At 57.5% G+C, this 23,436-nt stretch carries 21 protein-coding genes; 5 read left to right on the top strand and 16 right to left on the bottom strand.

The genetic code is table 11. The annotated features are described in order from the left end of the window. The first annotated feature begins 138 nt into the window (after window positions 1-138). From gap to B7364_RS16955, 4 genes are read left to right on the top strand one after another with little or no spacing between them, the layout of a single operon-like run. On the top strand, window positions 139-1,146 hold the full coding sequence (gap, locus tag B7364_RS16970; protein ID WP_085341238.1) for a type I glyceraldehyde-3-phosphate dehydrogenase: 1,008 nt from the start codon (window positions 139-141) through the stop codon (window positions 1,144-1,146). Next, window positions 1,146-1,451, top strand: coding sequence for a hypothetical protein (locus B7364_RS16965; RefSeq protein WP_085341237.1), 306 nt, complete (start codon window positions 1,146-1,148; stop codon window positions 1,449-1,451). The genes gap and B7364_RS16965 overlap by 1 nt, the downstream gene beginning before the upstream one ends. Before the next feature lie 2 nt (window positions 1,452-1,453). Further along, window positions 1,454-2,650 (top strand): phosphoglycerate kinase, encoded by a 1,197-nt coding sequence (locus tag B7364_RS16960; RefSeq protein ID WP_085341236.1) that lies wholly within the window; start codon window positions 1,454-1,456, stop codon window positions 2,648-2,650. 27 nt (window positions 2,651-2,677) lie between these two features. Further along, window positions 2,678-3,697: a class I fructose-bisphosphate aldolase gene (locus B7364_RS16955; protein ID WP_085341235.1), complete on the top strand. Its 1,020-nt coding sequence runs from the start codon at window positions 2,678-2,680 to the stop codon at window positions 3,695-3,697. Window positions 3,698-3,755: 58 nt separating this feature from the next. On the opposite strand, the gene B7364_RS16950 is transcribed toward B7364_RS16955, so the two are convergent. The 6 genes from B7364_RS16950 to thiE all read right to left on the bottom strand — a co-directional run bounded on the left by B7364_RS16950 (window position 3,756) and on the right by thiE (window position 9,733). Continuing rightward, the gene (locus tag B7364_RS16950) at window positions 3,756-4,505 is read right to left on the bottom strand and encodes a hypothetical protein (protein WP_157893771.1); all 750 of its coding nucleotides are present in this window, start codon (window positions 4,503-4,505) and stop codon (window positions 3,756-3,758) included. 53 nt (window positions 4,506-4,558) lie between these two features. Next, a complete protein-coding gene (locus tag B7364_RS16945) occupies window positions 4,559-5,026 on the bottom strand; it encodes a hypothetical protein (protein ID WP_085341234.1) in 468 nt (155 codons plus the stop codon). A 9-nt stretch (window positions 5,027-5,035) separates the two neighbouring features. After that, window positions 5,036-5,626, bottom strand: coding sequence for a TetR/AcrR family transcriptional regulator (locus tag B7364_RS16940; RefSeq protein WP_085341233.1), 591 nt, complete (start codon window positions 5,624-5,626; stop codon window positions 5,036-5,038). A 53-nt stretch (window positions 5,627-5,679) separates the two neighbouring features. Beyond that, entirely contained in the window at window positions 5,680-8,112 is a 2,433-nt protein-coding gene (locus B7364_RS16935) for a DUF4175 family protein (protein ID WP_157893770.1), read from the bottom strand. 65 nt (window positions 8,113-8,177) lie between these two features. Next, window positions 8,178-9,101: a tetratricopeptide repeat protein gene (locus B7364_RS16930; protein WP_085341231.1), complete on the bottom strand. Its 924-nt coding sequence runs from the start codon at window positions 9,099-9,101 to the stop codon at window positions 8,178-8,180. After that, a complete protein-coding gene (gene thiE / locus B7364_RS16925; protein WP_085341230.1) occupies window positions 9,092-9,733 on the bottom strand; it encodes a thiamine phosphate synthase in 642 nt (213 codons plus the stop codon). The genes B7364_RS16930 and thiE overlap by 10 nt, the downstream gene beginning before the upstream one ends. A 122-nt stretch (window positions 9,734-9,855) precedes the next feature. On the opposite strand from thiE, the gene B7364_RS16920 reads away from it, so the two are divergent. Continuing rightward, the gene (locus B7364_RS16920; protein ID WP_085341229.1) at window positions 9,856-11,469 is read left to right on the top strand and encodes an AbgT family transporter; all 1,614 of its coding nucleotides are present in this window, start codon (window positions 9,856-9,858) and stop codon (window positions 11,467-11,469) included. 10 nt (window positions 11,470-11,479) lie between these two features. Here the strand turns inward: B7364_RS16920 and astB are convergent, their stop codons facing one another. From astB to B7364_RS16870, 10 genes are all read right to left on the bottom strand, one after another. Next, on the bottom strand, window positions 11,480-12,859 hold the full coding sequence (astB, locus tag B7364_RS16915) for an N-succinylarginine dihydrolase (protein ID WP_085341228.1): 1,380 nt from the start codon (window positions 12,857-12,859) through the stop codon (window positions 11,480-11,482). A gap of 11 nt (window positions 12,860-12,870) precedes the next feature. Continuing rightward, the gene (locus tag B7364_RS16910) at window positions 12,871-13,572 is read right to left on the bottom strand and encodes a DUF4386 domain-containing protein (RefSeq protein WP_085341227.1); all 702 of its coding nucleotides are present in this window, start codon (window positions 13,570-13,572) and stop codon (window positions 12,871-12,873) included. Window positions 13,573-13,655: 83 nt separating this feature from the next. Next, on the bottom strand, window positions 13,656-14,714 hold the full coding sequence (locus tag B7364_RS16905; RefSeq protein ID WP_085341226.1) for a hypothetical protein: 1,059 nt from the start codon (window positions 14,712-14,714) through the stop codon (window positions 13,656-13,658). Then, complete coding sequence (locus tag B7364_RS16900) at window positions 14,711-15,004, bottom strand: hypothetical protein (protein WP_085341225.1); 294 nt, start codon at window positions 15,002-15,004, stop codon at window positions 14,711-14,713. Before B7364_RS16900 ends, B7364_RS16905 begins: the two co-directional genes overlap by 4 nt. A gap of 6 nt (window positions 15,005-15,010) precedes the next feature. Continuing rightward, window positions 15,011-15,859 (bottom strand): ABC transporter ATP-binding protein, encoded by an 849-nt coding sequence (locus B7364_RS16895; protein ID WP_085341224.1) that lies wholly within the window; start codon window positions 15,857-15,859, stop codon window positions 15,011-15,013. Beyond that, window positions 15,856-16,221: a GntR family transcriptional regulator gene (locus tag B7364_RS16890; protein ID WP_085341223.1), complete on the bottom strand. Its 366-nt coding sequence runs from the start codon at window positions 16,219-16,221 to the stop codon at window positions 15,856-15,858. Before B7364_RS16890 ends, B7364_RS16895 begins: the two co-directional genes overlap by 4 nt. A 308-nt stretch (window positions 16,222-16,529) precedes the next feature. Further along, window positions 16,530-19,289 (bottom strand): M14 family metallopeptidase, encoded by a 2,760-nt coding sequence (locus B7364_RS16885; RefSeq protein ID WP_085341222.1) that lies wholly within the window; start codon window positions 19,287-19,289, stop codon window positions 16,530-16,532. Between the two features lie 99 nt (window positions 19,290-19,388). Next, window positions 19,389-21,092, bottom strand: coding sequence for an ATP-binding protein (locus B7364_RS16880; protein WP_085341221.1), 1,704 nt, complete (start codon window positions 21,090-21,092; stop codon window positions 19,389-19,391). After that, entirely contained in the window at window positions 21,092-22,216 is a 1,125-nt protein-coding gene (locus tag B7364_RS16875) for an FIST signal transduction protein (protein WP_085341220.1), read from the bottom strand. Before B7364_RS16875 ends, B7364_RS16880 begins: the two co-directional genes overlap by 1 nt. 97 nt (window positions 22,217-22,313) lie before the next feature. After that, window positions 22,314-23,426 (bottom strand): acyl-CoA dehydrogenase family protein, encoded by a 1,113-nt coding sequence (locus B7364_RS16870; protein WP_085341219.1) that lies wholly within the window; start codon window positions 23,424-23,426, stop codon window positions 22,314-22,316. Between the last annotated feature and the right edge of the window lie 10 nt (window positions 23,427-23,436).

Genomic DNA, 23,436 nt, shown 5'->3' with positions numbered 1-23,436 from the left:
ACAGTGCCATTGGGTGGACGATTCGATAGATGATGGCTATAGCGACGCTACAAATGGCGTGGGCACTTTATACATGCCATGTTCCAGCAAAATAGGGCGAAAGCGCCTTGATTTTGTAGTTTTACTACGGAGATTAGTATGAGCGTGCGCGTCGCGATCAATGGATTTGGCCGGATTGGCCGCCTTGTTTTACGGTCCATCATCGAGAATGGACGAGATGATATTGAAGTGGTGGCGATCAATGATTTGGGACCTGCCGCGACGAATGCGCACCTGTTGAAATATGATTCCGTGCACGGTCGTTTTCCCGCCAGTGTCAGCGTTGAGGGCGACACGATTGTCGTCGATGGCAAGCCTATCAAAGTAACCGCCTTGCGCGACCCCGCAACTTTGCCCTGGGGTGAAAACAAAGTTGATATCGCCATGGAATGTACGGGCTTGTTTACCGCCCGTGATAAGGCTGCGGCTCATTTGACCGCTGGTGCCAAGCGCGTTTTGATTTCCGCCCCCGGTGAACAATCAGACAAGACCATCGTGTATGGCGTCAATCATCAGTCCCTCACCAAGGATGATTTGATTGTCTCCAACGCATCCTGCACCACCAATTGCTTGGCTCCCGTTGTGAAAGTCTTGAATGACGCCATTGGCATCGACAAGGGTTTTATGACCACCATCCACTCTTACACGGGTGACCAGCCAACCTTGGATACGATGCATAAGGATTTGTACCGGGCACGTGCGGCGGCTTTGTCCATGATCCCAACCTCAACCGGTGCAGCCAAGGCAGTCGGTCTGGTTCTGCCTGAATTGGCAGGGCGTTTGGATGGCGTGGCTATCCGCGTGCCAACGCCAAACGTATCGTGCGTGGACTTGAAGTTTGTTGCCAAGCGCACCACCACGGTCGATGAAATCAACGCCGCAATCAAGGCCGCCGCTGATGGTCCGTTGAAAGGTGTCTTGGGCTATACGTCAGACCCCAATGTCTCGATCGACTTCAATCATGACAGCCATTCATCGACCTTTGCTTTGGATCAAACCAAAGTGATGGACGGCACGCTGGTACGTATCCTGACTTGGTACGATAATGAGTGGGGCTTCTCGACCCGCATGAGCGATACTGCCATCGCTATGGCCAAATTGATCTGATGGATGTGACTGAACCCAAGCCTGATTTCACCCCGTCGCGCTTCATCAATGGCCTTGTCGAGGCAGGTTTGGTTACGGCCACACTTGTCCTCGCCCTCTTAGGTCTATCTTGGTGGGTTGCTGGTGTGATGATCGGCTTGGCCAGTGGCTGGTGGGGGTTTGTGCATAGGCTTCGCCTCAGTGGCATGCTTCGTGCGAACCCCGCCAAAGCAATCGGCACCGCAACTCTGGCCATCGTGTTCATCGTTTTTGTTCACGGCCTTGGATTTGGTTTAGGTGCGGCATTTCACGCGTTGATAGGGTAAAAATGACTTTTCTATCGCTCAAGACGGCGGATCTTCAAGGCAAACGCGCCTTTGTCCGCGTTGATTTCAATGTCCCAATGCAAGACGGTGTGATCACCGATGACACACGCCTCCGCGCCGCGTTGCCGACGATTGCGCTTTTGAGTGAGAAGGGTGCGAAAGTCATTCTCGCGGCCCATTTTGATCGCCCCAAGGGTAAAGTCGTGCCAGCCATGTCCTTGGCCCCGATTGTCCCTGCCCTTGCTGCCCTCTTGGATCGACAAGTTGCCTTCGCCGCTGATTGCGTAGGCCCTGTCGCAGAAGCCGCGGTCGCGCAGTTGCAAGCAGGCGAGGTGCTGTTACTGGAAAATACCCGCTTCCAGCCGGGCGAAGAAAAGAACGATCCAGAGCTGGCTAAGGGCTTTGCGCGTCTGGCTGATATCTATGTGAATGACGCATTCTCTGCCGCCCATCGCGCCCATGCCTCAACCGAAGGCTTGGCGCATTTACTGCCTGCTTATCCGGGGCTGTCGATGGCCCATGAGCTGGATTATCTCGATAAAGCGCTTGGCAACCCAACCCATCCCGTGATGGCCGTGGTGGGTGGAGCGAAAGTGTCCAGCAAGATTGATCTGCTTCAGAACCTTGTTTCAAAGGTCGATATTCTGGCGGTCGGTGGTGGGATGGCCAATACTTTCTTGGCCGCACGTGGGGCCCATGTCGGCAAGTCCTTGTGCGAGCATGATCTCCTCGACACCGCGCGCGCGATTGAGGCGCAGGCAGCAAGCAATAAGTGCCAAATCCTGCTTCCAACCGATGTCGTGGTGGCAGAAGCTTTTGCCGCCCATGCCCCGCACCGCACCTGCGAGATTGGCGATGTAACAGACCAAGAGATGATCTTGGATGCCGGGCCAAAATCGGTTGCTGCTTTGGCGGCTGCCTTAGAGACGGCCAAGACTTTGGTTTGGAATGGTCCTTTAGGCGCATTTGAATTGCCACCTTTCGACATTGGCACGATGGAAGCGGCCCGGACGGCTGCGGCGCTCGCGCGCTCAGGTCGCCTTGTTGCCGTCGCAGGTGGTGGCGACACGGTCTCGGCGCTCAATCAAGCCAAAGTTGCTGATGACTTCACCTTTGTTTCAACCGCCGGCGGTGCCTTCCTCGAATGGATGGAAGGCAAAGCATTGCCGGGCGTCGAAGCTCTTAAGCATCCATCCTAATCCAACTGTGTATCCAAGAGGACAGCTATGAATCTCGATCAACTCGTCGCGACCGCCAAAGCCATGGTCGCCCCCGGTAAGGGCATTTTGGCAGCGGATGAAAGCACCGCCACCATTCGTTCGCGCTTTGATGCCATTGGCGTTGAATCCACCCCCAACACGCGTCGCGACTATCGCGAGATGTTGTTCCGGTCGGAAAGGGCGATGAAGGACCATATCTCGGGCGTGATCCTCTATGACGAAACCATTCGCCAATTTGCCCGCGATGAGTCGCGCTTGGTCGATATCATCAAGTCGCATGGCGCTATCCCTGGCATTAAGGTCGATTTGGGCCCGCGCGAAATGCCTTTCTTCCCGGGCGAGCGGGTCACCGATGGCTTGGATAATTTGCGCGATCGTCTGCGCGACTATTATGTGCATGGGGCCCGCTTTGCGAAGTGGCGTGCCGTGATTGATATTGACGCCCGTCGCCCAAGTGCCGGTGCGGTCAAGGCCAATGCGCATGCTTTGGCGCGCTATGCGGCTATGTGCCAAGAAGAAAACATTGTGCCGATTGTCGAACCCGAAGTCCTGATGGACCTCGACCATGACATTAATCGCTGCTTTGAAGTCACCGAATATGTGCTGAAGAGCACGTTCCAAGCGCTTTATGAGATGCGGGTGCAATTGGAAGGCATCGTCTTGAAGCCAAATATGGTGATCGCCGGCCGTAAGTGTAAAACACAAGCCAGCGTTGATGAAGTGGCCGAAAAGACCGTTCAGTGCTTGAAGAATACGGTGCCCTCGACAGTCACCGGCATTGCCTTCTTGTCGGGCGGCCAGTCTGACATTGATGCGACGGCCCATTTGAACGCGATGAATGCCATGCATGCGCTTCCGTGGAACTTGACCTTCTCCTATGGCCGTGCGCTGCAGGCTGCCCCGCAAAAGGCGTGGTCGGGCAAGGAAGAAAATATCCCAGCCGCCCAAGCCGCTTTCTACAAGCGCGCCCATATGAATGGGCTCGCCTCGCTCGGCCAATGGTCGCGAGAGCTGGAAGACAAATAGTCAAAGGCTTAAGCCTGAAAAAATGGGGCACCAGATCGTCGGTCTGGTGCCCTTTTTGTTAGCTTGCAAGGCCCGCAATCGCTTTGGCCGTGGCAATCCAAGCAGGATGGGTCGAAATCGGGACGCACAGGATCTGCACCGCAATGATGGCGACAGCGCCCCAAACCGTGACAGGATGAAAGCGGCCAAGAACCCGCCGATCATAGATCAAAAAGGCAATCAGCAAGAGATCAATCACCAGCGAGGGTGGGAGTGTGACAAACACAGGCGGTGGTCCAACCGCACCGGGCGGGGTCATCAAGACCGCAAAGGGCCGCGCCATCGGGGCTTCCAAGAGCGGCACAAAAGAAAGGCTCATCAAACGGCTATGCCACTCAGGCCGATGCACATTCATGATCGCCAGCGTAATAAAGGCCGTGATGATGGCAATGCCTGAGAAAGTTACGATGGAAAAAGAGGCGGCTTGGGTGGCAAAGCCCGTTAGCTCGCCCTGCTTGATCGTATTAATGGCCGCCAAAACAATCGAAATGGCGAGCGCGGTAAATAGTGAGACCCCGGCTATCCCCCAGCTTCGATGGTCTGCCATTTTACGATTGGCCACGAAATTGACCTGCACGGCATAAAAAAGCACCCACGCAAATAAGAGGAAGCCGTGAATGTGCAGGATGGGTTTTCCGGCAAAGCTGCCGTCCATCAGCTTTAGCCAATAGGTCGGGATAAAGCCGCCAAAGGCCACGGCGACAAACACCCACGCCATCATCTGATAGAAGCGCCGTGGCTTCTGAGTTGTTTCAACTATTGTCATCATCGTCCCCCCAATAAAGCGCGCTGCCCGCCAAACCGAACAGGCGACCTGTTCTTTCACGCCATGTGGCCAATCGCCTCCCGCCACGCCTCAATCGAGGATGTCGCCTGATAGTCACGCTGCATCTCAGAGGTTAGGACTTCAATCATGGTGGAATTTTCAATCCAGAACTCGATCACGTCAAACATGCCACCGCGCGAACAGCGCACAGACCGCCAGTTTTCACGCTGGGCGATGGCCTCGATGGCTGATTGAGGTTTATGGCATTGGATCGCCAGATGCGTGGCACCATAGCGGGCGGGCTGCTCAAGATCTGTTGTGTCAAACATGGCATCGTCCACCCCGGGAACCAGCGCCCGACCCCGGGGATAGACCTCAATGCCAGAGCCACGCTCATCACCTGCCATGGCGATCCAAGCCCCCGAAACAGGCGCAAACGGTAAGGCTTCTCCATCCCAAAGCTCAGCTAAGACAGAGGCGACGTGTTTTGGATCGCCCGCAGAAATAGAGGCATGTAAAATCATCGGATACTCCTACAAAGTGCCGTTACGCGCGGCAGTAAAGATGGCTTGGATGGCCCGGCGTGCGATCTGGCCGGACTGGTCGCCCGAAAGGTCCCAATAATCGCGCATGGTAAGCCAAGCGGTGGCAGATTGGATCAATTGCACGCTGGCACACACCGTCAGCACCAAGTCTTCTGAAGCGTCTGGGCCAAGCTCGGCCCGTACTGCGCGGCGGATCGCGGCTTGGCGTTCATCATTGCGCGCTAATGTCATGGCCCGGCCTTGTGGCGAGAGGACCGCGCCGCGCATGATTTCGGCTTCTTCGTCAAAGGCAGGAAAGGCCTTCACGGGAAAGTCGAGCAGCGCAGCCAAAGTATCGGGGAAGCCCTCCTGGCCCAGTCGCGCCTTATGGGCGCGCCACCATCCCTCCAAAAGGGCTTCCTTATTGGGGAAGTGGCGGTAAATCGTCCGCTCGCCCAAGCCCGCCATTCGGGCGACTTGGGTAAAGGTTAGCTCTGTAAGTTCCACGTCCTCAAGACACCGGCCAACCGCATCCAAGATAATCTCGGCAGTGGCGTCACGCTGGCGTTCGCGATGGGTTTTGCTTAAAACTTCTTCCATGACAGTGATACTGTCATGATGGCAGTAGAACTGTCAAGTATAATCTGGCGGTGCTAGCGGTCTTGTAAAAGTCGGTCGATATAGTCGCGCTCATTCTTGTCGCGCTGCGGGTCTGCTTGGCGACGGCGCAATTCATCGCGCACATCGCGGGCGCGCCGCTTTTCAACACCGTCCGGGACTTTGGTAGCTTTGCCATCATCTTGTTTCGGTAAAGCCCGGCCAAGGGGGTCTGTCTCCCCACCCGCACCTGCTTGACCCTGTGGGTTCGACTCGGCGGCTTGTCTAAGTGCCTGTAACGCGCGCGCCTGGGCGTCTTGGGCGCGATTAAGGTCACCTTCGCGTAAGGCTTGCGCGGCTTCGCGCATGGCTTCAGCGGCTTGGCGCCTATTTTGGTCTTCCGCACTTTGTTCCTGGGATGGATCGTCTTGGCGGTTGCCGCCTAAAGCATCCGCCAACCCCTCTTGTTGATTGGCCAGATCTTCTGCTCTCTGACGGGATTGGTCAGAGGGTGGGGTCTCGCCCAATTGCTCGGTCTGATCCGATAGGGCCCGCTGTTGCCGCATCGCATCGTCAAGTGGCCCGCCTTGGCCTAGACCATTTGCTTGGCCAGACCCACCAGGGGCACCAGGCTGGAGGTTTTCGAGCAACTCGTCCAATTGGTCCAATTGCGCCAAAGCCTCTTCGCGCGAACCGGAACTACCGGATTCTTCTAGTTCCCGAAGGCGGTCTTCCAAATCGCCCGCGCTAATCTGTGGGCCAGATTGGCCTTGGTCGCCGCCTTCACCAGAAGCACCTTGCTGTGCCAATTCCTGTAGTCTCTCCCCCACCGCTTCGCGCAATTCTTGCGTCAATTGCTGGATTTCTTCCGGGGAGGCACCTTGTTCAAGGGCTTGTTTCAAAGCCTCGCGCGCTTGGGCGATTTTCTGTTGGGCTGGGGTCTGGTTGCTTGCCTCAATCTGTAACGCCATCTCCCACAATATCGGCGCGACACGATGGGCGTCAGCGACGTCGCGCGCGATGCTCAGCCGTTCGAGCGCATAATGCAGGCTCAATTGGCCCAGATCGCTCAAGCCCAATTGCTGCATTGCTTCGGCAATGGCTTCAAGGCGACGGGTTGCTTGGGCGATGCCGGGTGGGGCACCGGGCTGCGGGTCAGTCAAGTCAAGCTTGATGGGGCCAAGATGAAGGACATCACTTGCCGCTCCGCCCCCACTTACGGGTTCAAACAACGTGGCAAAGACCGGCAGCGGGCGCTGGTAGGGTCGCGCTTCTCGCAAGATCAAGAGGCGGACTTCTTGTAAGGCCGCCGCCAAGCTTGATTGCCAATTCCGCTCAGGCAGGGTGAGTTTCATGGTCTGTGAAGCAGTTTCTTGACCTAAGCCATCGCGCACCACGATTTGGGCTTCGACAGTTAGGCCCGCCAAAGCGTGGTCTTCAACCTCCAAAAAGACCCGTCTCGCGCCATTCTCGCCGGCAGCCCCCTCGAGGGGTATGGGCGTATCAAAGACGGAACGACCGGCCAATCCTTCGGGGACTTTCACCGGGCGGATACGCACAAAGGCTGCGGCGAGGCCATAATCATCGCTGGCCTGAAACGCGATATCGAGCCGGCCTTTGGGGTCAATTTGGATCGGTTTGGGCAGGCTTAGCTGGGGCTTCTGGTCTGGCGTTACATTCAAATGCCACTGGGCACGCGTGCCGAGGCGATCAAGCGTCAGGGTGCCAGAACGGGTAATCTCAATTTGGCCTTGCCACGCAGCACCCTGCGCCGGGCTTAGCCGCGTGCTGCGTGAGGGCCCGCGCAAGACCGGTGCCCCGCGCGCGCCATCGACACGGGCGGTTACTTTAGAGCCGACCGGCAAAGACACCTCGCGTTGGCTGCGGTCGAGCCGGATTAGGGGTAAGCCCGTATAAGCGGGCGGTTCGGCCCAAACCTCAACAACCAAGTCGCCGTCGCCGACCAAGGGCGATAAGTCAAACGTCAAGGCGCGCACACTGGCCACAGGGTTCAAGCAGCATAATCCAAGTGCCGCCAGCAGGGCCAAAGCCTTGGCGGCATCTTGCCACAAAAGCTTGGGTTTCACGGGGGTGGATAAAGCGGCTGCCGCTTTGATCAAGCGCGCTTGGTGCCAGGACCACAAGGCATCATCGCCACTGATGCGCCGATCCTCCCCCCCAGTCAGCGGGCGTAATTCTTGTAGGCCGGCGGCTTCTTCAAGCGCGCGCCCGGCCTCATGCTCACCCATCGGATGGAAGCGCTTCCAGCCGCGCCAGAACAAATAGGCACTGAGGAGCCAGGTTAGGCCCGCTCCAGCCGAGACCAGCGCTGCGGGTAGGCCCTCGATGAGGCTGCCTGCTGCGCCCACGATCGCGAGAAGACACAGAGGCGGCCATAGGGTTCTGAGGCCTTTGACCCGCGCGTCCGCACGCATGGTCCGCGCAATCGCACGACGCGTCGAAAGGGGAGGGGTGGTTGGCGCTAACACCTCACCCCTCTAGCACAGAGGCGGCTTGTTTGTGAATCGATTTGAACGCTAGGGCCCTGCGAGGTTTAAGGCTTGCTGGCGGCCGGTTTTGGCTTGGCGGCAATCGCCTCTAATTGCGCCAATAGACGGTCGGCATCGGGGGATGACCCTTTGGAAACGCGCGCCCATTGCACCGCGAGTTCGAGATTTTGCGGCGTGCCTTCGCCCTTGGCATTGACGAGGGCCCAATAAAAGGCCCCGTCCATATCGCCGCCTTCGGCGGCCGCCTTGAACCAGTGTGCGGCGCCCTTCAGATCGCGGGCCACGCCGCGCCCTTGGTACAGCATTAGGCCATAGTCAGCCGAAGCATCGGCGCGCCCTGCTTGGGCGGCTTGGCGCAAAAAGCCAATGGCTTTCAAGGGATCATCCATCGGGTCGGGATCGCCATCGGCATAAAGGATGCCCGCAGCATAGGCCGCATCCGCATCGCCATAGCTAGCTGCTTGCGCGTAAAGACTTGCCGCTCTCGTGCGATCTTTTGGGCCTGCGGCACCGGACAGAAACAAATCGCCCAAGGGTGCAAGCGCGTCTCTGCGGCCATTGGACGCTGCGCGCTGTAACATGGCAAGCGCTTCGCCCGGTGATGATCCGCCCTTCCGAGCTAGGCCTAAACGCGCCAACCCCAGCATCGCATCACTATTGCCACCAGTGATGGCACGGCGGTACCATCGCACCGCAGCTTCGGGCGTGGCTGTATCGACCAAGCCTTGCTCATAGATAGAGCCCGCTAAAGCGGCAGCTTTCGGATTGCCACGCGAGGCAAGGTTTTCAGCTTGGCTGAGCGCATCGCGATACTGACCCGCCCGCAAGGCCGATAGGGCAGCTTCCAGCGCGCGTTGATCGGCTTCAGCCTCAATGGCCATCGGGCTTGCGGGGGCTTGCGCCATCGCCTGCCCCGGCAACACAAGGGCAAAAGCAACAAAAGTCCGGCGCAGACGGCTTAGGCGCATGCGTCAAACATCTCCTTGAAGGCGGCACTGGCTGCGATAGGGCCTTGTGGCCAAGACCATAGTCCAGCCGACACAGCCAAGAAGTCTGCGCCAGCTTTCACAAGCTCTGCCCCGTTTTCGGGGTTGATGCCACCAATGGCTACGCATGGAATTTCCATAATCTCTTGCCACCACGAAAGTATGTCCAGATTGGCGCGCGTTGGTGCCACTTTTGTGGCGGTGTCGAAAAAAGCACCAAAAGCGACATAATCCGCCCCGGCTTCGGCCGCTTCCATCGCCAAATGGCGGCTATCGTGACAGGTGACGCCAACAATCCCATCCTTGCCAACATGATTGCGCGCCGCTGCCACGGTACCGTCCGACTGGCCAATATGCACCCCATCTGCGCCTGCAAGCTTTGCCAGGTCGGGGCGGTCATTCACCAGGCAGGCCACGCCTAAGTCCTGGGCCAGGGGAAAGATTGCGGCAGCTGCGGCGAGAATTTCAGCATCACTGGCTTCTTTCAGGCGCAATTGCAGGCAAGCCACATCGCCAGCTTCTATGACTCCCCCCAGGGTCTTGGCAAAATGCTCTAAATTCTCAATTTTCGGCGGCGTGATGAGATAGAGTCGCGATTTTGGACGGTCCGACACGAAGTTATGGCTCCTAAAGAGTGATTGGGCAGAACAGATAGCGGACAAATGCCGACATTGTGAGATGCACAACCACTGAGAAACAGGCACATGACGCGCCTTCAACGATTTCAGAGATGTCTATGACCCAAGCCACGCCTCCCGCCAAGCCTGCCCCCAACACCCAGCGAGGTTTTTTAGCCTGGGTTGAGCGGGTCGGGAACATGTTGCCCGATCCTGTTATGATCTTTGTTTGGCTGATTGGCTTCTTGATGGTGCTTTCAGTGATTGGCTCGGCGCTGGGCTGGTCTGCGTCTCTTGAATTTGCCGGGGAAAAGCCACCCGCGGGCGCGGTCTTGAAAGATGGGATCCTCATCTTTGAAGCCACCAGCCTGTTCACGGAAGACAATTTGAAGAAGTTGATTGTCGATATGCCGCGGACGCTAACAGGCTTTGCGCCGCTGGGCGTGGTTTTGGTCGTGATGCTGGGGGCTTCCGTAGCCGAACGGGCAGGCCTGTTCAGCGCCTTGATCCGCAACAGCTTACGCGATTTGCCCCGTGCATTCCTAACCCCTGTCGTCTGCTTGATCGGCATGACCAGCCACCATGCGTCTGATGCGGGCTATGTGGTGTTCATTCCCTTGTGCGGCTTGGTCTATGCTGCGGCGGGTCGCCACCCGCTGGTGGGGATAGCCGCCGCTTTTGCCGCCGTGTCGGGCGGCTTTGCCGGCAATATCACGCCCGGACAGCTCGATGTTTTGTTATTTGGCTTTACCCAAGAAGCCGCCCGCATCATCGACCCGACTTGGACTATGAACCCTTTAGGCAATTGGTGGTTCATTCTGGCCATTGTTGTGTTGTTCACCCCGATCATCTGGTTCATCACTGACCGGGTGTTAGAACCCCGCTTAGGGCCATGGACGGGTAGTCCTGACGATGATCTGAAGGCGGAATTAGCCAAGTCTGTTGTCACTCCCGAAGAAAAGCGCGGCTTGGCTTGGGCTGGCCTTGCAGCTCTCGTGGTCATTGGTCTCTTTGCGGCTTTGTCCTTGTGGCCGGGCTTTACCCCCCTGATTGACGAAAGCCAGAAGGGCACTGCCCAGCTGCAACCCTTTTATCAGGGTCTCATTGCGGCCTTCACCTTGATCTTCCTGCTGGGCGGTATCGCCTTTGGCATCTCCGTCAAGTCAATCCGCTCGTCTTCTGATGTGGTTAGCATGATGAATGAGGGCATACGCTCGCTAGCCCCCTATATCGTGTTTGCTTTCTTTGCCGCTCATTTTATCGCCATGTTCAGTTGGTCGAACCTTGGTCCGATTGCGGCGATCAATGGGGCCGCAGCCTTGAAGGAATTAAGCCTGCCAGCCCCCTTCCTGTTGGTCTGCGTCCAAGCGTTCTCGTCCTTCCTCGATCTGTTCATTGGCTCGGCTTCGGCGAAATGGAGTGCGATGGCCCCGGTCGTGGTACCCATGTTCATGCTGTTAGGGATTTCGCCCGAGATGACGACGGCCGCCTATCGGATGGGCGACAGCTATACCAATATTGCCACGCCCTTGATGGCTTACTTCCCGCTCGTCCTAGCCTTCTGTCGGCGGTGGGACAAGAATGTCGGCGTCGGCACGCTCCTGTCTATGATGTTGCCCTTTGCCTTGGCCTTCATGGTTGCCGGCATGGCGATGACCGCAGCCTGGGTCTATTTCGACTGGCCTTTGGGGCCGGGTGCCACGGTGCATTACACGCTACCAGGGGCCAAATAGAGGCCTCTGTTTAGCCGCGTTGGAATGGATAAAAGTCTGAACCCAAGTGCATAATTTGGGTTAGTTCGTCCAAAGCTGTCCGCCCTTCAAGAAGAAGGGCGGGGTCGGCCAAATCATCTGGCCCCAAGGTCTCGCGATAATGGCGGTTCACCCACGCGACCAGATCGTCATAGAGCGACCCATCGAGGACCGCCCGAGCACTTAAAGCCCCCAGCTTGCCCTCATCCAGCACCACCCGCAGCCTGAGGCACGCTGGCCCACCGCCATTGCGCATGGATTGACGCACGTCAACGAATTGTACCCGACCGATGGGCCCATTGCTGGCCACCAACGTTTCAAGATAGGCGTGGGTGGCCGCATTCTCGCGACATTCTTCCGGCGCGATCAGCACCAAACGATCTTCGCCCGGCACCGACAGCAATTGGGTGTTGAACAAATAGGATTTGATTGCGTCTGCTAAAGGCACCTCGGCCTCTGGCACCTCGACAATGGCCACCTCCATCAGGCCATCGCAGGCCCGCTTGATTGCCTCATAAGCGCCCAGCCGATCTTCAAAGGCATGTTCGTGACAGAACAAGACCTGCAAGCTCGCCACCGCCACCACGTCATTATGGAAAGCGCCCGCTTCAATGGCTTTCCGGCTTTGTTGCAGGTGCAGGACGCGGGCAGGGGCTAAGCCATGACGGCGGGCAATGGCTTCGCCGGTCTGCAAGGTTTGGCGGGCAGGAAAGCGCGTTTCTTGCTGGCCAAAGCCATTTCGGCCCCAAACGAAAATCTCAACACCCGCCTCGCCATGGTTGGCACACAGGCGCATGTGGTTGGCAGCCCCCTCATCGGCGAACAAGGGCTGATAGGGCAGGGCTTTATGTACAGCAAACTGGGCCGTATCGGCAAAGATGGCCCGTAAGCTGCGCTCAGTTTGGCTGGCCTCCAAGGCGCGATGGGGCATGGTTAGAAGATTGGCCGGGCTGAAATGCAGGCGGCCATCGCTGCAATCGGCGGCTGGCGACACGGTCGCCGCATTGGCGGCCCACATTTGCGCCGAGGAGGAAACATTGCGCACAAGCGCGGGATCTGCCTTCCACGCTTGTGCAAGAATCTCGGCGTCAGAACCGGAAAATCCAATGGCTTTCAGCGTGGGTAAATGCGGGCGCTCGTGGGGTGGCAACAGGCCTTGAACAAGGCCCGCATCGGCAAGCCTTTTGGCTTTGGCAAGGCCTTGTAGCGCCCCTTCCTTTGGCCGCGAAATGGCGGTTGCATTGGCGGCTGAGGCCAAATTGCCGGTGCTAAGCCCGCCATAATTATGGGTTAAACCGACCAAACCATCAAAATTTGCTTCAAACGCCAAGACCGACCCCCGTGAGGTGTTTCCATCACGGGCTATAGACATAGGCTTTGGTGTCAAGCCTGTTGTGCCAGCAATTTGGCTTGCTGCGACCGGTCGCCCCGAACCAACAGCCAAACGCCAATCCCTAAATTGCTCAACAAGGTGACCGCGAAAGCCATCGAGCTTTGGATGGGCGTGTCTGGCCATCCAAGGGTTACGATTGAACTTCCCAGAATGAGCGTGGCACCCACAATGGCTATGGCGGAAAGAAGGCGTGGCAAGAGACGGGCTCGAAACAAGATAAAAAAGCCAATCAAAGTCGCGAAAGCCAATCCCATCGCCCCTAGGTCAAAAGCTGCATTGGAAACATTGCGCAACACCTGGTGCAAGGCCTCGGCCCCCGGCTGTCTTAAAAGATTGGGTGTTATCTGATTGTCGACCATGGCAAAGCGGATGGCCCAAGCCACAGTCGCGCAAATGGCTTCAAACAGACGCCAACCTAGAACGAGCCCCGCAGCCAGGGGGCTAAAAGGTGCGATCCACAGGGCGAAGGTGACGGCAAGCCCGACGCTCAAGAGGCTCGAGGCCCCATAGCTGAGCAGCGCGAGACGATAGAGGCCTTCGTTTTGAGCAATCTTCGCGCTCGTGGCGGCAAAGTCACCGGCTATCACAAAGCGACTGGCAATTTGAAACCCGGCCATATGGGTAAGGGTCACTATCAGGAGGAGGAGGCCGGTTAGCCGTGCGAGCGTCCAGAACTGCTGCCGTGTGGTCATAGGGGTGGTCCCATGTCAAAGGAATAAAAAAGGGCCACCGACACGCGGTCGATGGCCCCATCTGTGCGCTGGCTTATCTGGCCTTACAAGGCTCGGCGGCGGCGGATCTCGCTGGCGGCATAGGTGAAGGCACCGGCTACTACCAAGCCAATCCAGAAGCTGGGCTCTGCCAAACTATTCGATAAATGTGCCAGCACCTCAGCGACGGGGATGGTGGGGATATGCTCGCTGCTAGGCTCAACCATACGACCTATGCCATTGGTCATTGGCTCTCCGATGAGACGGCCAACAGGTTCCCACAGAGCGTTGAGGACCTTGTCATCATCATCACCGCGATAGGCAATAGCCATATAGACCAGGGGGACCACGAACAGGGGGGCAAAGGCTGCGACGAAGGGCATTTTGGGGGCCCAAGCGCTGACCATGGTGACCCAGCCATAAACCGGCAAAGCCCAGCCAATATAGATCAAGAGTCCAACCGCCAGAACCGTCCACAATTTCGTAGCATTGAGGAAGATGGTTGCCGCGCTGATGCCGGTGATCCCAACATTGCCGATGGTTGCAACCGCAAGGCCCGTGATGGCAATGTGCAAGACAATCGTCACAGCAAAAGCGAAGAACAACCCAACCCCCACGATGGAGACAAGCTTAGCACTGGTGGTCTGAAGATCGCTCACCGGCATGGATTTCCAGAATAAGATGGTGCGATCCTTTCGCTCGTCATGAAGCGCTCCTGCGAGCACAAACAGGATCGAGATCAATGCGATTGCCAAGGGAAAGGCCGCTGCTGCTGCCGTGCCGACAGGAAGAATGGCTTCAAGGCCCGCCTTTGCCTTTGGATCAATTGTTTGGTCCAAGGTTTTGGTTTCGCCATCGGGGCTGGTGATGGTGATTGTTCCATCTGGGCTGCGTTTGACGGTCGCTGTGCCCTCGCCAGTATCAACGATCACCCCAGCTTGGACACCTTGATGTTGTTGTCGGGTGGCAAAATCCTCAGGGTCAAAGCCAAAGCGGGCATTGCCGGTCAGGGTCGCAAAGGTTGTTACCACAAGCAGGATCGCTGCGATCACGATGGGGGTGATGACCAAGGCACCACGATTATCGGCCATATCCCGCCGAATGAGGGTCAAAAACTTGTTCATGAGAACACTCCCGCAGGAAGGGTAAAGCTGATAACAGCGGTTTGAATATTCAGGCCAGAGGCGGGGTCAAACGACCATTCGACGCCACCAGCCCCTAAGAGGACGAGACCAACCAGCGCCAGTACGAAACCGGATGTGCGGGCCAGTTTGACGACAATGTCGCCACTGGCGGGCGCTAAGCTGCGGTTGGCACCTGTGCCGGAAGCGTTTGCAGCTTTGCCTGGAAAGGGTCGGCCTTCGGCCGGTGCCTGACGTTGGGCTAAGGTAAAGAGTAAACCTGTAATCATCATCTCCCCCTATTGTGCCAAAGCAACAAACAAATCGGCGAGGCCAACTCGACGCGGTTCGCCAAAAGCCTTCAAGCGGTCGGCGGGAACGCCGTCGAACACATAAGTGGTGCGTCCAAGCAGCGAGCGACCATAAAGGGGACGCAGGGCTTCTGCGTCGGCCTTTTGGGTGTCGAGGACATCGACGGCCAAAAAGCGCTCCGCAATGACGTCCATCGAGGCATCGAGCGTAACTGCGCCATCACGAATGAAAATCGCATGGCTTAAGATGGGTTCGACTTCATCGACTTGGTGGGTTGTGATGATCACCGTGCGGGTTTCGTCAAAGAAGTCCGACAAAATTGCATCATAGAAGCCGCGGCGATTGACGATATCGAGGCCAAGCGTGGGCTCGTCCAGAACCAAAATGCGCGCATCAATCGCCAGGGCAATCGCCAAATGGACTTGCACAATCATGCCCTTCGAGAGCGACTTGACCTTAGAGTCCAATTGAACGGTCGTGGTTTTGAGGCGGGCCACAGCTTTGGCTTGGTCAAACTTTGGGTGCAGCCCTGCGACCCAATCCAGCAGATCCGCGACTTTGGCCCAGCGGGGCAGGGTGGCGACATCGGCGATGAAGCAGACTTGCTCCATCAAAGCGGCCCGTTGCATCAAAGGGTTCATCCCCATGACTTGCAGATCACCTTGATAGTCAGACAAACCGAGCAGGCAGTTGAGCAAGGTGGACTTACCGGCACCATTGGCCCCAATGACGCCAACGATGCGGCCCGCTGGGATCTCGAGGTTGGTAGGCTTCAGCGCTTGCTTTTTGCCGTAGTTTTTCGCCAAGCCCTTGGCCGAAATCAATACTTCCGTCATTGCCCATTCCCCTCAACATCTTTCAGCAATTCCTGCACGCTTAAGCCCAAGCGCTTGATCCGTGTGACCACGACCGGCCATTCTTCCTTGAGGAAGGTCGTGCGTTCGCTGGCGCTTAAGCCTTTGCGCGCGCCATCGATCACAAACATGCCGAGCCCCCGTCGACGTTCAACCAGACCATCATCGGCCAATTCTTGATAGGCCTTCGACACCGTCAGTGGATTTACTTGGAGGTCTAAAGCGACTTGCCGAACAGACGGCAAAGGCTCTCCTTCCTTTATACCGCCATCCAGAATGGCAGACAGGACCCGGTCCTTGATCTGCCGCCAGATGGGTTGATCGTCGCGCCAAGCTTGCGTCATAGACAACTCCCATTAAGCCAGAACTTGCTGTTCTAGCGTTCTGGTGTGTTGGTATAGTAATACACCATCCCTGTCAAGCGGCTTTTTTGGGTAGAGTTGAAAGAGAGTCAGCGCCGATGATGTGTGAGTTGCGAGGGGGGCTATGCCCTCCACTGTTGCTCAGGTGGACCGTCATCTTCGACCCCTCGTGCACGAGGAATGGAGAGTGCCATCTGAAAGGTTTTGGTGCAGGCCCTGCCTGCACCAAAGGCCATAGATTAGCATCCCCGATTGGCTGCGCCATCGGAGATACCAAGCTTTTAAAAGCCTCACCGCACCGGACGGGCTCGCGCGGCGCTGAAATAGATGGCGTTCATAACCAGTGAATCGAGGCCATCGGCCATGCCGCGATACGTGGGGTCTATGGTGAAAGCGACGACATAGCCGCGCCCCCGCGACTGAACGGCCAGGGCAGGTTTGAACGCCAATTGACGGCCAATATCATCCCACACAATCCCGCTCGCTTTGATCTGGTCTGGCCCGGCAAAGCGCACGACATTGTCGCCCACATCAGCAGTCAGCGGACGGTAGATGTCTGAACCCGCCACCATCATATACAGTCGCGGCGCAATCCCGGCCGTTAGCCAATGATCCTTGGCGGTTTCGCCACGCAGGATGGCGCCATCCAGTTCGGTGGGATCGCGGCTGGTTTCCACAATGGCTTGCTTATAGGTCGTTTCATCGGGAAAATTGATCCCCTCGACGCCAGAGGCTCCCGGCTTGACCTTGGGCTCAGGCAGGCGGGCGCGCGCTTCCGCCTCGGTCACGGTTGCCTGCTCGCGGCGCAAGCCGATGAGATCGACATCCGGCTCTGCCAGCCAGCCCGTCGCAGTGCCAAGCGAGATCAGGACCCCGCCATTTTGCACGAAGTTACGTAGATTGCGGGCACCGGCTTCACCCAAAGCCGCCCCGTAGCTGCCTTCGCCATCGGGTAGGATAATCACATCATAGGCGCTCAAGGGCTGGCTCGCCAAACGCCGAATCCGTACGGGGGTGACGGGCACGCCAAACTTGCGTTCTAGAACATAACGTGTCGCCCCGGCCGAATTGCGGTCTGTCGGGCTGTCCCAGGCCAACAGGATACGCGGGTTACGCAATTTGACCGCTTTGTCTGAGCCTAGGCTGGGTCCATCGGTGACCCAAGACGAATTAAAGCCTGTCAGAATGGCACCCGTCTCGGCAGCAAGGCTTGAAAGCTGGTTGGTGAGGTCTGCTTCATTCTCGCTGCGCGTGACCACCAAACTGCCTGCGGGATAGGCTTTGCCGTCCAAGGTGAAGGCTTCTTCCATCTTACGAATTGTCAGGCCGCGCTGCAGCGCCTTGGCCATAAAGCGGGAGGTGGCGGTTGAGCCCGAGGCCGCCACAAAGGCGACTTGTGCATCAGGATTGATGACTTGGCCGGGCTGGATCATGGCGGTGCTTGCCTTCTGGCTCGCCACGCTGGGATCGGTAGCGCAACCGACTGTCTCGACATTATAAAGGAAGGGCAACGACCAGCCCGTCACATCATAAATCTGATCCCCAAGGCCCGCGCGCCGCCGGCGCTGCTGTTCGGCGACAAAGCTTGCCTCCATCGCCGTATCAGGCTCCAACAAGTTACGGATCAAGCGCTTGGTGGGCTGTGCGGCTGAAATGACATAGGAGCCAGCTGCAAAGGTACGGCCACACGCGGTGAAATTGGTCGTGCTGCGATTGACCTCAATGCCCTGTCGGGAGAGCAAAGCAGCCAATTTGTCGGTGCTGGACTGGTCGGTCTGGGTTGGCAGGATATAGGATTTCACCGCCTCGCTCTTCCCCTCGGCAATAGCCGAGCGGCGGAACTCGTAGAAGGAACGCACAAAGCGCCCGCGCTCACGCGCAGCCACTTCGATGGTCGACAGGACGGCGATGAATTGGCTTTTGACGGTGTCGCGGAAAGTAAATTGGCTGCCGTCCGACCGTTTCGCCACCATGCCACGGGAAGAGCCCTGCTCAAACGTCATGGAGATTGTGCCTTGGGCCGTCGGCCACCCGTCACCATAGCCCGGATAGAAGAGGTCATAGCTCTCACGGGTGAAATAGGGCAGGCCGAATTTGTCAAACCAGCGACCATTATTCTGACCCAAGAGATTTTTCAGGGCGAGTTGCTCACCCGTCACATGAGGATTGATCGGCTGGGCTTCGGGCGGGAAGAAGAAGCTGCGGTCGCTGCCCATCTCATGGCTATCAACCATAACGACTGGGAAATAGTTCAAGATCGCCGCCGTGTGCCCCCGCGTCTCAGGCTGGGTAAGCGCAAACCAGTCGCGGTTGAGGTCAAATTGCATGTGATTGACGCGCCCACCGGGCCAAGGCTGGTCGCGCTCAGCCGAAAGAGGATCACCATTGGGGATCATGCCAGTGCCACCCAAATTGGTGCCGATAAAGCGATCACGGCCATCGGGATTTTGGATGGGCACAAGGATGATCAGTGTATTGCGCTTGATCTCTGCCATGCGCGGGTCGCCGCGCGCGGCCAACAAGTGATAGGCAAGTTGGAGGGCAGAATCAGCCGGTCCAATCTCGTCGCCATGGACCGAATAGGCAAGCCAGACGACAGCGGGGTGGCGCGCGATAATGGCTTCGGCTTCGCCGGCAGCCAGTTTACGCGGATCGGCAAGCTTTTGCGCATCCGCTTGGATGGCGTCGAGTTTAGCAATTTTGTCGGGGCTACCGATGGCTGCATAGATTAAGCGCTTGCCCTGCCACGACCGGCCATAGTCGAATATCTTCATTTGATCGGGCGCATGGGCGGCCAGCGCTTCAAAATAGCGAATGATCTGGGCGTGGGGCGTGATTGCTTCGCCAATCTGATAGCCCAAGACGCTTTTGGGGGACGGGACGGCCGGGTCGTAATTGGCACCGGGCCAGTAAAAATCAGCAGGCACAGGCGGGACCGTGCCGACGGCCCCGAGCTCCTCATGCGGGATGGCCTGGCTTTGGGCAAAGCCTGCCGCAGGCATGAGGGCTGTTGTGGCGATTAAGGCCAGCATCAAGCGAGATTTGAACATGTTATGCCCCCAATTTGCAAAAAGCCATCCGGCGACTCTAGGTCTAGAGCGCCCGCAAAAGGCGTTCAAGCTTTTGGGGTGCTTCTTCTGGGCTGGGAATTAGGCAACAATCGCTTCGTCGCGATGATCAGACCCTTCGCTCATTTGCGTTGCCCGCATCAGGGCATTGGCGAGGGCTTCGGCGCTGATGGGTTTGGTCACGAAATCGGTCATGCCAGCGGCCATGCACTGGTCGCGATCTTCCTTGCGCGCATTCGCGGTCAAGGCGACGATGGGGGTATTGCGATTGAGGCCATGACCTTCACGGACCCGCCGCGTTGCGGTCATGCCGTCCATGATGGGCATTTGCACGTCCATTAAGACGACATCGAAGGCCTGCAATTCCATCGCTTCCAGCGCCTCGACACCATTGGTTGCCCACATGGTGCGGACTGGCCAGAGGTCCAGCATTGCTGCGAGAATTTGCCGGTTAAGCGCATTATCATCGACGGCCAAGACTTGGAGGGGCCGACTAATCTCGCTCTCCCCAGCCGTTTCTAAAATAGCATCTTCCTGTTCGAGCGTCGCTTCAAACCGCGCCTCGAATAAGAAGACGGAGCCTTTGCCCGGTGTTGAGGCAAGGGTCAGATCGCCTTGCATCTGTTGGGCCAAGGACTTGGCAATTGCGAGGCCCAAGCCTGTGCCGCCAAAGCGGCGCGTGATGGTGCTATCGGCCTGGATAAAGGCTTTGAAAATGGAGTCTTGACGGTCCAAGGGGATGCCGACGCCCGTATCCCCAACCTCAATGCCCACGCGGCATTCCCGCCCCTGAGTAACGCTGGTCAACCGGATTGTGACGCCACCCGAAACGGTAAATTTCACCGCATTGGAGACCAAGTTAAACACGATCTGACGCAGGCGGGTGGGGTCGCCAATCACCATGTCCCAGTCCAACTGGGAGGTGTCGATCTTGAGATAGAGGCCTTTTGACGCCGCATGAGGACCCCAAAGGGTCTCTAACTCACGCGCCAATTGCTTCAAGCTGGTCGGATGTTTTTCGATTTCAAGCTGGCCTGCTTCAATCTTGGCATAATCCAACACGTCATTGACCATCGCCATCATCAAGCGACCGGCTTCGTTGAACATGCGCACATAATTGGCTTGGGTATCATCCAGTTTGGTGCGCGCCATCAGTTCGGCTGAGCCTAACAAGGCGTTCAAGGGCGTGCGCAATTCATGGCTCATCATCGCCAGGAAGCTCGATTTGGCTTCATTGGCATGCTCAGCTGTTTGCTTGGCAATTTCGAGCGCTTCTTCGCGCGCGCGCCGTTCGGTCTCATCGCGCAGGGCGATGATGCGGAAGGCGGTGCCGTCAACCGTCCCCAAGCTGAAGGTCGCCGAAATCGGCACGTCATGGCCGGCGCAATGGCGACCATTGAAGGTGCAGACCTGGCCTTCATTGAGGTGGGCTGGATCGATGAAGCGCGCGATAGGGTTGCCGGCCACCGCGCGCGCATCTTCGACGCCAAAGGCTTGGGCCGCAGCATGGTTCATCAGCAAAATCTGATTATCTGCGTCCAACGTGATCAAAGCATCACGCGATTCAAGAATATAGCGCGTTAAGGTTTGGCGGGCTTCTAGCGCAATTTGCGCGTTCAACTCCGCCATTTCTTCTGACATCAAGGTGATAGAGCGTTCAAGGCGATGGCGCGCACGTGCATCATCATCATAGGCTGATGAGATCAGAGCATAGAGACGCTCCTGATCCAAAATCCCATTTTGATCAGTGCATTGTTCGATCTGGCGTGCCAGCAGGCTGTGCATTAGGCCGCCTCGAACACCGTGACAGTCATGGTCTGGTTGTGCAGATTACATGTGCCTTGGAAGCCGTTGGGGGAGATTTCGCCGTAGGAGTAGAAGCCCGCATGGGCAATGCCACCGAGGGCGTCCACCACTGCGCGCACTTCTTCGGTCGCCCGCTGTCCCAAAAGCAAGCGCCGTCCAATGCACGAGACCAGCATCGCAAAGCCCGCATTTTCTCCACCAGCTGCGGCGAGGCCTGCCTTGCCTGCCCCTTCGATCAAACCATTGGTCTCGCCCACCATCAATTGCGCGGTCCAGCCTTCAGGCATGTCGCCAGCAAAAGTCATGGCACCCGTTTCTTCGTCGATCCCAAGGATCGTGCGGACGACGGTGTCGGCGGGATTGGCCGGATTGCTGACCTGAAGCGGATAGAAGAGGGCCGAGCCCGGCAGTTTCTCGGCTTCATCGCCAAGATAGCGCTTATAAAGCTCTAGGGCAGATTTGTTGTCCAGCTGGTAGAGGGTGTTGCCGTCCGACTTAGTGATCCTGCGCATCGGACCAAAGACTTCCCAGCCACCGAACGAGCCCGTGCGCAGGCGCAAGCCCGCGCCAAAGAAGGCCACAGCCACAACTTTTCCGGGGCTCATCGGGCCCGAACAGCCGACCAAGGTCTCGCCGAACCGGTCTCCGTCGCCGGCCAAACCGCCATTGATCGAGGCGTGAGGACCCAAGATATTGCGGAAGCCTTCCACCAAGGCTGACCCATTCACGCGCGCCCCATCCGATACGATGAAGACACCGGCTAGGTCTTCGCCATGGAAGCGGCTGGCAAGGGCTTCGCCAATGCCAAAGCTGTCGCTGGCGACGGCAATATCGGCTTCAACCACCTGAATGCTAACATTGTCAAAGCCCAACAGCGCAGCAAACCCGCCACCCACATAGGCTTGGCCATTGGCAATTTCGCCACCGGTGGTGCAGCCAATGACTTGGGCATTGGGCAACAGAGCCTTTAGTTCAGCAAAGGCCTGGGTGGTACGAGCCACTTCGGGATCGAGGAAGGCGAAAACGACTTCAAAAGAGTTTGGATCGAAGCCCACTGGGACGTCCCAGCCGCCTTGTTGAAAATGCAAAACATGGTGGCGCATCTGGTCCCCCCCTTATTCTTTCGAGGACCATTTAACGCAAAAGTGATTGATATTTCGTTGCGCGCGGCCTGTTATTACAAACAAAGCGCGCTGAAACCTAATAGGCGTGGAGCTTTGCCCAGCGATCTCGGTGGAACCCACTTGATCCGTAGACGGTTTCTAAAACCCGTGCCCGCTTCAAATAAAAGCCACTGTCATGGGCGTCGGTCATACCGATCCCACCATGCATTTGGATCGTTTCATTGGTCACGAGTTGCAAAGTGTCACCCGCACGGGCCTTGGCCAAACTGACAGCTTCGCCGACCCCTTTGCCGCGTTCCATGGCGTCGATGGCCGCGACCACACAGGATTTTGTCAATTCGATTTCGACCAGCATGGCCGCTGCGCGGTGTTGTAGGGCTTGGAATGAGCCGATCAGCTGTCCAAATTGGGTGCGGGTTTTGAGATAATCATGCGTCATGTCAAAGCTTGCCCCAATGAGGCCCATCATTTCGCAACACAGCCCAATTCTGCCATGATCGAGAATGAGGTCGAGCGTTGTCTCGTCCAAGGGCTTGCCGCCTAGATAGGCCGCATCATCCAGCGCGACGGCTTCAAAGGTCACATCTGCCAAATCACGGGAATCAACCCCGGCCAAAGCGTGGCGTGTGACGCCTTCAGCCTGGCCGGCCACCAAAAAGGCCCCAAGGCCGGTTTCAGTTTTGGCGATCACGATCAGGGTTTGGGCGTGTGCCCCATCAGGCACAAAGCGCTTCTTGCCCGAAAGGCTCCACCCCTTGGCGGTCTTGGTTGCTTGGGTATCGATCTTGTGCGGGGCATGATGGGCCCCTTCATCCAGTGCCAAGGCAAAGCTGTGGCTGCCGTCGGCAATCTTCGGCAAGAACGCGTCTTGCTGGGCAGAATGGCCCTGTAGCTTCAAAATGGTCGCACCCATCAGGCCCGTTTGAAACAAGGGCGAGACGCCCAAGGTGCGGGCTTGGGCTTCCAAGACGAGGCCCATCGCGCGCAACCCCATGACCGAGCCGCCATGGTGTTCCTCGATCAAAGCCCCGGCAAAGCCCATAGCTCCAATCTCGCCCCAGAGCGCGGGATCGAGGGTTTCTTTAGCGTCGCGCAGCTTGCGGAAGCTGGCCACGGGCGCATGATCGGCGAAAAACCCGTCTGCTGCGTCTTTCAGAAGGGTTTGGTCTTCATTGAGTGAAAATGCCATCGGGGCCCCT

This window comes from Aquidulcibacter paucihalophilus (genome assembly GCF_002105465.1).
Taxonomy (GTDB): Bacteria; Pseudomonadota; Alphaproteobacteria; order Caulobacterales; family Aquidulcibacteraceae; genus Aquidulcibacter; species Aquidulcibacter paucihalophilus.
The sequence above is the reverse complement of the archived record's forward strand: the minus strand, read 5'-3'. Positions and strand labels throughout refer to the sequence as shown.

What these genes read in the sequence shown, in the direction of transcription:
- B7364_RS16945 (WP_085341234.1), bottom strand. Translation starts at nt 5,026, where the DNA reads ATGATTTTACATGCCTCTATTTCTGCGGGCGATCCAAAACACGTCGCC.
- B7364_RS16955 (WP_085341235.1), top strand. Translation starts at nt 2,678, where the DNA reads ATGAATCTCGATCAACTCGTCGCGACCGCCAAAGCCATGGTCGCCCCC.
- B7364_RS16885 (WP_085341222.1), bottom strand. Translation starts at nt 19,289, where the DNA reads ATGTTCAAATCTCGCTTGATGCTGGCCTTAATCGCCACAACAGCCCTC.
- B7364_RS16900 (WP_085341225.1), bottom strand. Translation starts at nt 15,004, where the DNA reads ATGATGATTACAGGTTTACTCTTTACCTTAGCCCAACGTCAGGCACCG.
- B7364_RS16890 (WP_085341223.1), bottom strand. Translation starts at nt 16,221, where the DNA reads ATGACGCAAGCTTGGCGCGACGATCAACCCATCTGGCGGCAGATCAAG.
- astB (WP_085341228.1), bottom strand. Translation starts at nt 12,859, where the DNA reads ATGTCTATAGCCCGTGATGGAAACACCTCACGGGGGTCGGTCTTGGCG.
- B7364_RS16905 (WP_085341226.1), bottom strand. Translation starts at nt 14,714, where the DNA reads ATGAACAAGTTTTTGACCCTCATTCGGCGGGATATGGCCGATAATCGT.
- B7364_RS16930 (WP_085341231.1), bottom strand. Translation starts at nt 9,101, where the DNA reads ATGCGCCTAAGCCGTCTGCGCCGGACTTTTGTTGCTTTTGCCCTTGTG.
- B7364_RS16895 (WP_085341224.1), bottom strand. Translation starts at nt 15,859, where the DNA reads ATGACGGAAGTATTGATTTCGGCCAAGGGCTTGGCGAAAAACTACGGC.
- B7364_RS16960 (WP_085341236.1), top strand. Translation starts at nt 1,454, where the DNA reads ATGACTTTTCTATCGCTCAAGACGGCGGATCTTCAAGGCAAACGCGCC.
- B7364_RS16875 (WP_085341220.1), bottom strand. Translation starts at nt 22,216, where the DNA reads ATGCGCCACCATGTTTTGCATTTTCAACAAGGCGGCTGGGACGTCCCA.
- B7364_RS16910 (WP_085341227.1), bottom strand. Translation starts at nt 13,572, where the DNA reads ATGACCACACGGCAGCAGTTCTGGACGCTCGCACGGCTAACCGGCCTC.
- B7364_RS16950 (WP_157893771.1), bottom strand. Translation starts at nt 4,505, where the DNA reads ATGATGACAATAGTTGAAACAACTCAGAAGCCACGGCGCTTCTATCAG.
- B7364_RS16880 (WP_085341221.1), bottom strand. Translation starts at nt 21,092, where the DNA reads ATGCACAGCCTGCTGGCACGCCAGATCGAACAATGCACTGATCAAAAT.
- gap (WP_085341238.1), top strand. Translation starts at nt 139, where the DNA reads ATGAGCGTGCGCGTCGCGATCAATGGATTTGGCCGGATTGGCCGCCTT.
- B7364_RS16920 (WP_085341229.1), top strand. Translation starts at nt 9,856, where the DNA reads ATGACCCAAGCCACGCCTCCCGCCAAGCCTGCCCCCAACACCCAGCGA.
- B7364_RS16940 (WP_085341233.1), bottom strand. Translation starts at nt 5,626, where the DNA reads ATGGAAGAAGTTTTAAGCAAAACCCATCGCGAACGCCAGCGTGACGCC.
- B7364_RS16870 (WP_085341219.1), bottom strand. Translation starts at nt 23,426, where the DNA reads ATGGCATTTTCACTCAATGAAGACCAAACCCTTCTGAAAGACGCAGCA.
- B7364_RS16965 (WP_085341237.1), top strand. Translation starts at nt 1,146, where the DNA reads ATGGATGTGACTGAACCCAAGCCTGATTTCACCCCGTCGCGCTTCATC.